The sequence below is a fragment of the Metabacillus sp. cB07 genome (assembly GCF_016839225.1).
Lineage (GTDB): Bacteria > Bacillota > Bacilli > Bacillales > Bacillaceae > Bacillus_P > Bacillus_P indicus.
On the sequence record NZ_CP069296.1, the window covers coordinates 1,199,013 to 1,211,692 of the forward strand.

Consider the following 12,680-nt stretch of genomic DNA (forward strand, 5'->3'; position numbering starts at 1 on the left):
GGCTATGAAAATATTGGTGATATGGAGACTGCTCACTGTAGGCGGCGTAAACGCCGGCTGGAGAAACCGGGCGATCTATTTTAAAAAGTACGGAATTGAGACGGATTTTCTTTACAGCAAAGACCTTGGCGGCATGCATATGGTTCAAGATGTTGCAAAAGTATATTTGACCAATGATAAAAAGGAAATTAACCATATTCTTACACAAAATCAGTACGATGTTGTGATTGTTGTGGATACAAGCAAAGCATATACGTGGCTTAAGGATGCAAAGTACAAGGGTCCTGTCATTATTGAAGCAAGAACACCGGAATTAACAAAGCTCTCAAGAAATCTCAGCGGAAGCAATCAAATAACTCCATCTTTCTATATCGTGCCTTCACATTATCAAAAACGGGTCCTTTCGACACTTATTGATCCTGAAGCTCGAATTGAAGTCATATACAACGGGCTCGACCCGAATGTATTCGTTCCTGCACAGCCTGAAATTCCAACTGGAGTCCCCGGCATATGCAGGGGGAAAAAAATTATTGCCTATATAGGCCGGCTTGATGTGAGGAAAAATTGGAGACTCATGCTCAAAATTGCGAAAGTAATCAGTAAAGAGCGGGATGACCTTGAATTTTGGGTGATAGGAGGCGACAAAAGTGTGGACCGGGAGTTATTTGCCGAAGAATTAAAGAAGCAGAAATTAGAAGATGCGGTAAAGTGGCACCCTGTTATTCCCTATCATCAAATGCCTGTAATGTATGCAAAAATTAAGGAATCCGGGGGATGTACCCTGGCGACTACCCTATCAGAATCATTCGGGAATACCTTTATTGAATCAATGGCCTGCGGGGTACCTGCAGTTGCTCCAAGAACAGCCTCCATTCCTGAAATCGTGTTGCACGGAAAATCAGGCTATCTCTACAGGGAAAATCATGTAAGAGGTGCAATAAACATGATTTATCGGGTAGTTGATGAAAAAGATAACTACCAGCACTTGTCCGATTTTGCGGTTAAAAGGGTAATGGAGCATTTTCAACTTAGCCATTGCGCAGAGCGGTATATTGAATTGTTTCAAGAAATAAAGAGGGATGAAGGACCATGAGCGTCTATAAAAAATTATTCGAAAGCAAGACAGAGAACGCTCACCTTATCCAGCTAGAAAACGGTCATGATTATGTGGTCAAGTTCTATAAGCCAACTGAAAATAAAGCACTCATCAACGAGTGGATCGGTTATTGTCTTGCACGATTTATGGGTCTTCCTGTACCTAAAGCAGAACAAATTCAGTTACCGGAAACATTTTTTAATCAGCTTCCAAACCGGAAAGGGATTATTTATACCCCGCATCAATTTGCTGTCCACTATGTTCCGGACTGTGTAAATGGACATGAAACTACTGTGGGAAAAATAGTCAATGGGGAAGACCTTGCAAAAATCATTTTGTTTGATTATTGGCTTTGCAATCTTGACAGGACACGGAAAAACATTCTTCTGAAAGAAAAAAGTGACAGAGTCTTTTTCTTATATAGTATTGACCAGGCAGAGATCTTCGGTTCAAATGCCTGGACGTGTGACAGCCTGCAAACCCTCCCTGATACTCTTCTCAAAAGTGCTACTCATAAAATAATGGCATCCTTTATTCCGAATGAACAAACGTTTAAAGAGCAGCTGGAAATCATCCAGACCATTCCGACACAGTTTCTTGAAGAATTGTTCTCATTCATACCGGCAGATTGGCCGCTGACTGAGCTTGAAAAGGAAGCAGCTCTGCAGGTTCTGAATATCAGGCGGTTTCAAGTTTTGCCTAAATTGATTCCATTATTCATAAAAAACATTTACAGAAATGCCAAGTAATGCACTTCTGCTTTGTATCTCCTGTATGAACTTGAACAATATTTATAGAGAAGGGAACAGTATGAAAATGTGACCTTCAAATCTTTGAGCCTCGCTGAGCGGGGCTTTTATTATTCTGTCTGAAGAAGAGAAATTTTAAGAGGGTTATTTCCCCAATCCAAAATTCTGATACCTTATATGAAATTTTCTAACTTATGCAGGAGGGCACTTTTTCTTACAATGAGGACAGATAGAAAACATCATAGAAATCGGGGTGGTGAGCAGATGGAAGCGAAGATTGTACGGGCAGAGGAGCAAGTGATTGCGCCCAGTACAAAAAAAGGAAGATTAAAACGGGATCTAAAGAGGATGAATTCCCAAAAATATTTGCAGATTATGGCACTGCTCGGTATGGTTTGGATGTTCATTTTCAACTACGTGCCGATGTATGGACTGATTATAGCTTTTAAGGAGTTCAGCATTATCAGCACAATCAGAGAGGCACCGTGGGTTGGACTTAGGCAGTTTAAAGAATTTCTGCAGGATGAGAATTTCTGGACTGTACTTAAGAACACTCTTGGCATCAGCTTGATTAAGCTGCTTATCGGATTTCCGCTGCCGATCATTTTTGCCTTGATGCTGAATGAATTGACTTCACTGAAGTTTAAGAAAATGGTTCAGACGATAACGTATTTGCCTCATTTTCTTTCATGGGTTGTTCTCGGCGGTATTTTAACAACATGGTTATCTGATATCGGCATTATTAATGACATTTTACTTAATCTCGGAATTATCAATGAACGCATCAGCTTTCTTGCTGAACCGCAGTACTTCTGGGGCATTGTGATTATCTCGGATATCTGGAAAGAAATCGGCTGGTCTGCAATCATCTATCTTGCAGCAATAGCGGGCGTATCTACTGAACTCTATGAGTCTTCAACAATTGATGGAGCAAATCGTTTTCAGAAAATGTGGCATGTCACACTGCCTTCGATCCGTCCAACGATTACAATTCTTTTCATCCTGGCAGTCAGCGGTGTGCTGAATTCAAACTTTGACCAGATCTTGGTTCTCCGTAATGCATTAAATGAAAGCGCTAGCAACGTTATTGATATCTATGTGTATCAAATGGGTGTTCAAAATGCGCGATATTCTTATGCAACGGCAGTCGGTCTTTTAAAAGCAATTATTGCCTTTATTCTGCTTTACACGGCTAACAGAATTACGAAAAAGCTTGACGGCACTTCATTATTCTAAGGAGGGGAGATCACGTGCTGAAACTGTTTAAATTAAACCGCAGAACAAAAAGTGAATACATCTTCGATAACATCAACATCATTATTATGTTCTTGATCTGCGGAATAACGCTTTACCCAATCTGGTATGTTATCGTCAACTCCCTGAATGAAGGTGCAGATGCAGCTAATGGCGGCATTTACTGGTGGCCTAGGGAGTTTACGCTTCAAAACTATGAAGCTGTTTTTGCCAACTCAGGTATTCTGACATCATTCGGAGTCACGATTGCGAAAACGGTTATTGGAACCATCACACACGTTTTCTTCACAGCGATGGTAGCTTATGCGATTTCAAGAAGAGATTTATATGGAAGAAAACTGTACATGATGATTGGTATTGTCACAATGTTTTTCAGCGGGGGACTGATTCCTTACTTCCTTCTGATTCGTGACCTGGGCTTATTTGATAACTTCCTGGTTTATATCATTCCGACCATGTTTAACTTTTTCCATCTTATTATCTTTGTATCGTTCTTCAGAGAGCTGCCGCCATCATTGGAAGAGGCAGCAAAAATTGACGGAGCCAATGACTTTATGATTTTTATCAAGATTATTGTGCCGCTGTCGATGCCGGTTATTGCTACAATCGCTTTATTCCAGGGTGTTTATCAATGGAATGATTATTTCGCAGGGGTCATCTTCGTCAATAACCCTGATCTTCAGCCGATACAAACCTATTTGTATAAGGTTGTTGCAGAATCCAGTTCCAACCAGATGATGATGAATGCTCCAGGCAGCATCACGACAAAAACGGTAACGTCACAATCGATCAAGCTTGCAACCATGGTCATCACGACACTGCCGATTGTTCTTGTGTACCCGTTCCTTCAGAAGTACTTTGTAAAAGGGATGCTTATCGGCTCTGTAAAGGGCTGATGCATATAGAAAGAAAGTCTATTATAATTAGGTACTAGAGAGGGGTTTACTATGAAAAAGTTTAAGAGTCTGTCCATTTTCCTTATAGCGGTTCTTCTTCTTTCCATGCTAGCTGCATGTAATAATGAAACCGCTTCATCAGGGGAGAAAGAAAACAAAAAGCCTGTTTCAGCAGATGAGCCTGCATGGAAAGCAGATACATCGCCGATTACATTTGACTGGTATGTCAACTTTTCCTGGTTCGCATCAAAATGGGGAGAGGACGCCGTTTCAAAGTATGTAACAGATAAAACAGGCGTTTCAATCAACTACATTTCTCCTGCCGGAAACGAAGCAGAGAAAATGAATACAATGATTGCTTCAGGCAAGCTTCCTGATTTTATCACCCTTGGCTGGTGGGAAGATGCTGTTAAGAAAATGCAGGAAGGCGAACTTGTTCTTCCACTAAATGAACTTGCTGAAGAATATGATCCATACTTCTTTAAAGTAGCAGATAACGCAAAGCTTGAGTGGTACAAACAGGAGAACGGAAATGTATACGCTTACCCGAATGCATCATCTTCTCCAAAGGATTTTGAGAAATACAAAGACTTAAAGCCTTCTAACCAAACATTCTTAGTAAGAAAAGATATGTACGAAGCACTTGGAAGTCCTGATATGAGCACACCTGAAGGGTTTGTTTCAGCTCTTCAAGCTGCAAAAGAAAAATTCCCTGAAGTAAACGGCGCACCGCTTATTCCGCTTGGCCTTCATGAATTTACAGATGTAGGTAATACATCACTTGAAGCTTATCTTCAAAACTTCCTTGCCATTCCAATGGAAAAAGACGGCAAGCTGTATGACCGCACAGAAGATAAAGAATATGTAAAATGGCTGAAAACATTCAGAGAAGCTAATGAAGAAGGATTGCTTGCAAAAGATATTTTTGTAGACAAACGTCCGCAAATGGAAGAGAAAATTGCTCAAGGCCGCTACTTCGCTATGCTCTATCAGCGCAGTGACATGGCTGCTCAGCAGCAGGCTCTTTATGCGAAAGATCCAAATTCTGTCTATATTGCTGTTGATGGTCCTGCCAACGCTGCAGGTGATCAACCGACACTTGCAGGGGACAGCATTTCCGGCTGGACAGTTACTCTTATCTCCAAAGATGTAAAAGACAAAGACCGTGCAATTGCTTTCATGAGCTACCTGATCAGTGAAGAAGGACAAAAAGATTTCTTCTTCGGTGAGAAAGGCGTGACGTACGATGAGACAGACGGAAAACCTCAGTTCAAACCGGAAGTTCTTGACCTTCTAACAAAGGACAGAACAGCTTTCGACCAGCAATACGGCGCTTCTTATAAACACTGGATGCTGATGGATACGAATATGAGTCTTCCTTGGAACCCGCCTACTGCGGAGCCGTTCAAGCAATTGGAAGACTGGACAAAAGGCAAAACAGTCAGCTTTGCAGCTTATGACGGCCTGAATCCGACAGGTACTTCTGCAGAAGCCATTGCAAGTACGAAAATCAGCCAGGAATGGGGAAAAACACTTCCGAAGCTGCTTCTTGCAAAATCAGACAAAGAGTTTGATAAGGTGATGAAAGCTTACTTGAAAAAACGTGAAGATTACGGCTATGACAAAGTAGAAGAGTACCAGAAGAAAATGTTTGAAAAGAATAATGAAAAACTGAATGCTGGAGAAAAGTAAGAAAAAGGGCTGCTTCGGCAGCCTTTTTTTTCCCTATTATCCGGGGAAGAAATCCCTTATACTAAAAAGAACGTCAAAAGAACAGCAGGTGTCACCATGGCAGGAAATATAAAAACAAAGATCTTCGAAATGTTCCTCAAACTCTCATTGCAGCAAAAATTCATCGCCTTATATATTTTCATCATTATGATTCCAGTCGTTGCATTTACCCTGATTTATACGAGGCAAGTGGATGAAAGTGCGATAAAGGACATTACAACAAAAAATGAATATCTCCTTGAAGTAGAAAAAGTTCATATCGAAAACAATATCGAATCGATGAGGAGAACGGCACAGATGGTCGTCTCTGATAATGAATTTATTGATTTTGTGAAATCAAGAGATGAAACAAATGTGGACGAACTGCTGAACTTTAAAATGAATGCGTTCTCAAATGTATCAAGGCTTCAGGTGAATAATCCAACCATTGAAAACATTCACCTTTACACAAACAATCCCTTCGTAAACGAAATGTGGCCGATCCTTTTCAGTGAGGAGCGGATTGCCGATAAGCCATGGAAGCAGGAAGCCATCGACCGAAACGGCATGGAAATGTGGTGGTATGAACAGCAGGATTACGATATCCTCGGACGCTATCCATACCGGGCGAATGCCAAGATTTCAGTCTTGCGGGAGCTGGATTACCCGAAGGATGAACATTTGGGCATCATTGAAATCAGCATGCTTCAAAAGAACTTTTTCCCGAAAATGTTCAGTACGGTTGACGCAGGTGATTCTGCGATGATGGTCATTGACCAGAACAGCAATTATATTGTCAATCCTGAAAACCGCTTTTTAAAAGAAAATGAGATTCGTATAGATACACTTACAAGCCACTTTGAAAAGGAAAAGAAGAAAGAATCCTTCTCTTTTTACTATGAAGACCAAGGGCTTCCGATTCTTGCTGGAGCTGTCTATATTGAAGCGATCGATTCCTATATGCTGAGCCTGGTCTCTCTTGAAACCATTTTTGCAGATACAGAAAACACCGGGAATCTCGTCCTTGGGGGCATTGTGTTCCTCGTGCTGATTCTCTCGTTTTTAACATACAAAATGATCTCGTATTTGCTGAAAGAGATGTACAGGCTGATGAGCACGATGAAAAAAGCTGAAGCGGGTGACTTCGGTGTGAAAGTTGAAGTGGATGAATACAGCGAAATCGGACAGCTTGCCTACCATTTCAGAAGCATGCTGGCAAAAATTAACCGCCTGATTGCTGAAGCTGTGCATAAAAATGCCGTAACAAAAGAAGCAGAGCTTAAAGCTCTTAAGACACAAATCGATTCTCATTTTCTATTTAATACACTTGAAAACATCAAGATGATGGCGGAAATAAAAGGAGATTACGAGACGTCCGATGCCGTAACCTCCCTCGGTTCCATGATGCGCTACAATCTTAAATGGAAAAATGATTTTGTGCTGCTTCAGGAAGAACTGACGCATATCAAACATTATATTGACATTATGAATCTGCGGCTTGAGAACAGACTGACGCTCAAAGTCGATGTGCCGGACAAGCTTCTGGCATCAGAAGTGCTGAAGATGTCTCTTCAGCCAATCGTAGAAAATTCAGTCAAGCATGGTCTGATTCCATTGCTTGCTGAAAAGCAGGGCGTTATCAAATTAAGTGCAGAAAGAACGGACAGCGGAATATTGATCGAGATAGAAGATAACGGGACCGGGATGAATGATAGAGAGAAAGACGGCCTGTCTGAAAAAATTACAGCAGGACAGCATACCGAAACGCTTCACGGGTCTGGAATCGGGCTTGTAAACGTAAATGAGCGGCTGCTCCTGCATTATGGAACGGATTATGGACTTCAAATAGAAAGCGAAGAGGGAGCTTTTACAAAAGTTTCATTCCTAGTACCAGACTTGCAGACAAAGGGGGACTTACAGCATGTACAATCTGTTAATAGCGGATGATGAATCAAATATCAGGCTTGGCATTAAAGCCATGATTGAACGGGAATTCCCGGGCGAAATGAATATTTTCCTAGCGGGAGACGGGCTTATGGCACTGGATATCATGAACAGGGAACAAATCGATCTTCTCATCACAGATATAAAAATGCCCCGCATGAACGGAATTGAACTGATCCGCACCCTGCAGGACGCGGACGAAAAACCGATCCTGATCATTTTAAGCGGTTATGATGATTTTGAATATACAAAGGCAGCTATTAAATGCAAAGTAAAGGATTACCTTTTAAAACCAGTGAACAGAAACGAGCTGTTCCAGACCGTCCGCAGTTCAATGGAAGATCTGGAAAAGACAAAAACACTCGTTCAGCAGGAACTTGAAGAGGAACAGCTAAGACAAATTCAGTACATCCTGCTGAATCCGCTTCTGTCAAAAGAACGAATTAAAGAAATTTGCGGGGAATCAAAGCTTGAAGCTAAAAGCGGTCACTATTTCATTGCCGTTATGAATCAGGGGAGAAACCTCTTCGAAAAAGCAGAGCAGGTATTGAAAAAAGAAATCCTGTTCCTGGACCAGAAAGACCGGACCGTCATTCTGACAGAAGATCAAACTGTTCTCGATTTGCTTAAACAGCACATCCCTGAAGCAGAAATAGGCTGCAGCGTGCAGAAAACCGATTTTTCTGAAATCAGAGAGGCCTATCTGGAAGCTGCTGAGGCAAGTAAATATTCGTTTGTCCACCCGAGACACTCATTTATCGATTACAAGACGGTTACATCTAAACCTGCAGCAGACATGCTTCCCATTGAGGAAATCAAGAAAATCAAAAACATGCTCGGAACAATCAGAGAACAGGAAATTAAGTCTCTGCTGCTTAAAGTACTTGATCATGAAAGAATCACAGCCTATTCGATCGACTATCTCGAAAGCATCCATCATGAAATAAACAGAATCATCTATGAACCTTTTTTTGAGCGGTTTGGAGAAGAATCAAAAGCCGCATTTAAGAAGCTTTCCCATATGGAGGATCTCTACAGCTTCCGCGATTTCTATCATTACTTTCATGAAACACAGGAACTGATCCTGAGGCTACATGAATATATGAAGCAGCTGAAGTCGATCTCAACTGAACAGACCTATATGGAACAGGCACTTGCATTTATCGGCGAAAACTATCAAAAAGACCTGAATCTTGCCGTTGTTTCCAATCACATATCCCTGAACTACTCCTATTTCAGCCATGTGTTCAAGGAAAATACCGGTCAAAATTTTGTCGATTACCTGAAAAAGGTCCGCATTGAAAACAGCAAGAGACTGCTTCAAGATCCTGACTTGAAAATCTTTGAAGTCAGTGACAGGGTCGGCTACAAAAACCCGAAGCAATTTGCCCGCGTATTCCGTGAGCTTGAAGGCATATCACCGAAGGAATTCAGGGAGGCGGCCGGCATTTCAGCCGCGAAGGAACAGACATAATCTTATTTTCCAGGAAATCATCGGGAGGCAGATAAAATGATTACATATCCATTGTTAAAATCAAATGCCGTAATAGGAGTAACCGCCCCGTCGTCTGGTGTTCCGCAGGAATTGCACGGACTGCTGAAGCAGGCCTCTGAAAAAATGGAATCCAGGGGATATACCATTATTACAGGTGAAACAGCCTGGACGCAGGAAAAAGCAAAATCCGCACACGCAGCAAAACGATCAGAGGAATTAAATCAAATGATGCAGGATGATCGAATTGACTTCATTCTCCCTCCTTGGGGCGGCGAGCTTGCGATGGAAATGCTGGAAGGTGTCGATTACGATGCCATAAAGGAAAAATGGATTTTGGGATACTCCGATGTCAGCGTACTTACACTTGCTATTACTCTTAAAACGGGGATGGCAACAGCTCACGGAACGAACCTGATTGATTTAAGAGGTGAATCGTCCGACCCAACCTCTGCCATGTGGGAAACCGTCCTGAAAACAGAAAGAGGAGGGAAAGTGACTCAAATCTCCTCAGAAAAGTACCAAGAAAAGTGGCAGCACGAGAACCCGACACCCCATGTGTATCATCTGACAGAACCAACTGTCTGGAAAACAGTGTCCGGTCAAGATGAACAGGTCAAGGGACGCCTGCTCGGAGGCTGCATTGATGTGATTAAACATCTGGCAGGCACACCGCTTGGGGATGTTGAGGCTTTTTCCAAAAAGCATATCGCCGGCGATCCGATCATCTGGTATTTTGAAAACTGCGCGCTTTCTGCAACGGATTTGCGCATATCGCTTGTCCAGCTGAAAATGGCCGGCTGGTTTGAAAATTGCTCAGGAATCCTTTTTGGAAGAAGCCCGGCCAACCATCCGGTAGAGGGGTATACGGCAGAGGATGTCTATGAGGATCTCGCATCTGAACTTGGAGTACCTGTCATCTACGATATTGACTGCGGACACCAGCCTCCGCAGCTGACCCTGATAAACGGTGCTTTTGCGGACGTGACAGTGGAGAATGGAAAAGGGATTGTTGTTCAGGAGTTTAGATGATGGAAGTAAACGTTTTTTACGAAACCATTAAAAACGAAATCCTCGCTATTTACGGGGGAAGTTATAAAAACCTGAGAAACAAGACGATGCTCTTAGGGGAACTTGACGAGGGAAGATGGCACACTGCTCTGCAGCCTCCCCTTACTGTCAGTGAAATCGCCCGTTTCGAGGAGCAAATGCAGACTGTCTTTCCATTTCAGTACAAAGAATGTTTATTCTTCACAAACGGCTGCTGGTTCTTTGACCTTTTGAGAATTGCAGGTAAAGCGCCTGACACTTACCGGGGAATGAGTGAGGAAGAAGAGTCTTTTTCACCTTTCCCTCTGGAAGATTTGCAGCAGCTTTATAAACGAAAACGGACCCCTCCAGACCACTTTATCTTTGCCGACTCGTTTGTCAAGCAGGCTTATTACGCAATTGACAGCACCGGAGATGTGCATGAGGTGTCTTACAAAACGAAAAGAACGATTCGAAGCTTTTATTCGCTTGAACAATTGCTCCGATCCGTTGTGGAAGAAGGAAAAGAGCAGATTGAGAATGATCTTTACTATGAATTTACTTGATTCTTTTATTGGGAGAAAAGCACACCTTTAGGGGGTGTGCTTTTTTTACAGAAGCGAAAGCCTCTTCAAAAAATAAGCTGCCTTATTCGGCAGCTTTAAAAACTTCTATTTTTTCACCTTTTTTCACTAGGATCACAGATTCTTCCTCTTTGGCACGGTAAAGGACTGTCCCTTTATCGAGGTAATTCGATAAGAAATTCTGCGATGGTTTAACACTCGCATCCACTTTATTTGAAATCCTCCCAAGCTCTTTTCCAAGCGAATACTCTTCAGACAAACCCTCTGCATGATAATCTTTCCCATCTGCCATAAGCAGAGCTGCGTAGGACTGTTTGTTCTCCTGCTGGCTGCACCCGGCAAGTACAATACAAATACATGCGGCAAAAAGAATCTTCTTCATTTTTTCCTCCTTCTGGAAACGGTGTTGCTGAAGTAGACGGAGAAAAATGCGTTTCGTTTCACATGTCACACAAAAAAAGAGCATCAGCTTTCTTGATGCTCTTTTCAGGTCTTAATAAATTTCTTTAATTCCCGCCAGCCTGATTGAAAAGACATTCTTATCTTCGTCTTCAAGTGACAGGGTCTGATCGCTCAGGTCGAGATTGCGGACGCGGCCTTTCAGTGTCTGAACGGCACCGTCGATGTAGTAGTTAACAGTTACAAGTTTATTGCGCCTCAATGCTTTTAAAATCATGTGAATGTCTCCTTCCGTTTTCGTGTTTATTTAAAGGGATTAATTTAAAATGTAATCGTTTTCTATGAATATATTCCTATTATACTACAGGTTTTTGAAAGCGATTACATAAAGTTTGAACACTTTGTGAAAAAAAACACATTGAACAGGTTCTCTGCACGTGATACCTTTAATTAAAAGACTCCAGAAAAGGGGACGCACAGCATGGGAAGAGGTTTGGAAGGCAAAAAAGTTGTCATTGCAGGATCTAGAAAAACAGACGAAATCAGTACGCTGATTGAAAAACAGGGGGGCACTCCGCTTGTCCGCTCTCTGCAGGGAACCGTTTTTCTGGCTGAAGAGCAGGTGGAACCGGATTTGCGCAAGTACATAAATGAGGGAGCGGACTGGACCATCCTGACGACAGGGATTGGAACAGAAACTCTGGTGAAGCTGTCCCGTCAGCTGGGGGAGGAAGAAGCATTCTTAAAACAGCTCCGTGAGTCGAACATTGCTTCCAGAGGATACAAAACCTTTGCGTCGCTTAAAAAGCTTGGATTGGCTCCATTAAAAAAGGATGATGACGGAACAACCAGAGGCCTTATCCGCGCTTTGGAAAAGGAAGACTTTTCCGGAAAAAGAGTCATGGTGCAGCTGCACGGTGAGACAGCACCTGCACTCATAAGGTTTCTTGAAGAAAAAGGCGCATCTGTCCACCAGGTGCTCCCGTACCGCCACATTTCACCTGATGAAAAAGCAGTCAGCCTGCTATGCGATGAACTGAAAGCAGGAGAAATTGATGCGGTATGCTTTACCGCTGCCATCCAGGTTCGCGAGTTTTTCCAATATGTGAAAAAGCATGATTTAACGGCGGATGTACTTGAAGCGTTCAAAACGCGTACACTTCCAGTAGCCGTCGGGAAAATTACAGCTGAAGCCCTCACAGAAGAGGGGGTAGATAATCCTCTTGCTCCTGATCTTGAACGAATGGGTGCAATGATCATCGAACTTGCCAATTATTATGAAAAAAACAATTGACATAAGCCTTCCGACTGCGCATAATATATAAAAATCAATGAACGCTGAAGCGGGACTAGTATGCGGGACTTTGTGCAAAAGAGAGCGGGGTTTATAAGCTGAGAGACCCCGCAGCAGCAAAGCCGCAGAACCTGCCTGCCGAGTCCTGTGCCAAACACACAGGCGCCATCAGCCTGGCGTTATCAGGCAAAGCGGGATGCCACGTGCATCCAACCAAGGTGGTACCACGGAGA

General features: G+C 42.6%; 12 protein-coding genes. 10 read left to right on the plus strand and 2 right to left on the minus strand.

Features of this window, described 5'->3' with window-relative positions:
* Positions 1-4: 4 nt before the first annotated feature.
* The 9 genes from JOJ89_RS06050 (at position 5) to JOJ89_RS06090 (ending at position 10,736) form a co-directional block, all read left to right on the plus strand.
* On the plus strand, positions 5-1,093 hold the full coding sequence (locus JOJ89_RS06050) for a glycosyltransferase family 4 protein (protein ID WP_203289871.1): 1,089 nt from the start codon (positions 5-7) through the stop codon (positions 1,091-1,093).
* The gene (locus tag JOJ89_RS06055; RefSeq protein ID WP_203289872.1) at positions 1,090-1,845 is read left to right on the plus strand and encodes a HipA family kinase; all 756 of its coding nucleotides are present in this window, start codon (positions 1,090-1,092) and stop codon (positions 1,843-1,845) included. Before JOJ89_RS06050 ends, JOJ89_RS06055 begins: the two co-directional genes overlap by 4 nt.
* Positions 1,846-2,109: 264 nt before the next feature.
* On the plus strand, positions 2,110-3,081 hold the full coding sequence (locus JOJ89_RS06060; protein ID WP_203289873.1) for an ABC transporter permease: 972 nt from the start codon (positions 2,110-2,112) through the stop codon (positions 3,079-3,081).
* Between the two features lie 23 nt (positions 3,082-3,104).
* Positions 3,105-3,995, plus strand: coding sequence for a carbohydrate ABC transporter permease (locus JOJ89_RS06065; RefSeq protein ID WP_203290269.1), 891 nt, complete (start codon positions 3,105-3,107; stop codon positions 3,993-3,995).
* Between the two features lie 51 nt (positions 3,996-4,046).
* Positions 4,047-5,687, plus strand: a complete 1,641-nt coding sequence (locus JOJ89_RS06070; protein WP_203289874.1) for a type 2 periplasmic-binding domain-containing protein — start codon at positions 4,047-4,049, stop codon at positions 5,685-5,687.
* Positions 5,688-5,783: 96 nt separating this feature from the next.
* Positions 5,784-7,652: a sensor histidine kinase gene (locus tag JOJ89_RS06075; RefSeq protein WP_203289875.1), complete on the plus strand. Its 1,869-nt coding sequence runs from the start codon at positions 5,784-5,786 to the stop codon at positions 7,650-7,652.
* The gene (locus JOJ89_RS06080; protein ID WP_203289876.1) at positions 7,627-9,123 is read left to right on the plus strand and encodes a response regulator; all 1,497 of its coding nucleotides are present in this window, start codon (positions 7,627-7,629) and stop codon (positions 9,121-9,123) included. The genes JOJ89_RS06075 and JOJ89_RS06080 overlap by 26 nt, the downstream gene beginning before the upstream one ends.
* Before the next feature lie 36 nt (positions 9,124-9,159).
* Positions 9,160-10,173, plus strand: a complete 1,014-nt coding sequence (locus JOJ89_RS06085; RefSeq protein ID WP_203289877.1) for a S66 family peptidase — start codon at positions 9,160-9,162, stop codon at positions 10,171-10,173.
* The gene (locus JOJ89_RS06090) at positions 10,170-10,736 is read left to right on the plus strand and encodes an SMI1/KNR4 family protein (protein WP_203289878.1); all 567 of its coding nucleotides are present in this window, start codon (positions 10,170-10,172) and stop codon (positions 10,734-10,736) included. The genes JOJ89_RS06085 and JOJ89_RS06090 overlap by 4 nt, the downstream gene beginning before the upstream one ends.
* Positions 10,737-10,818: 82 nt before the next feature.
* Here the strand turns inward: JOJ89_RS06090 and JOJ89_RS06095 are convergent, their stop codons facing one another.
* Positions 10,819-11,136, minus strand: a complete 318-nt coding sequence (locus JOJ89_RS06095) for a membrane lipoprotein lipid attachment site-containing protein (protein ID WP_203289879.1) — start codon at positions 11,134-11,136, stop codon at positions 10,819-10,821.
* A 111-nt stretch (positions 11,137-11,247) separates the two neighbouring features.
* Positions 11,248-11,430, minus strand: coding sequence for a YolD-like family protein (locus tag JOJ89_RS06100; RefSeq protein WP_029282294.1), 183 nt, complete (start codon positions 11,428-11,430; stop codon positions 11,248-11,250).
* A 204-nt stretch (positions 11,431-11,634) separates the two neighbouring features.
* On the opposite strand from JOJ89_RS06100, the gene JOJ89_RS06105 reads away from it, so the two are divergent.
* Positions 11,635-12,447 (plus strand): uroporphyrinogen-III synthase, encoded by an 813-nt coding sequence (locus tag JOJ89_RS06105; RefSeq protein WP_203289880.1) that lies wholly within the window; start codon positions 11,635-11,637, stop codon positions 12,445-12,447.
* Positions 12,448-12,680 lie beyond the last annotated feature (233 nt).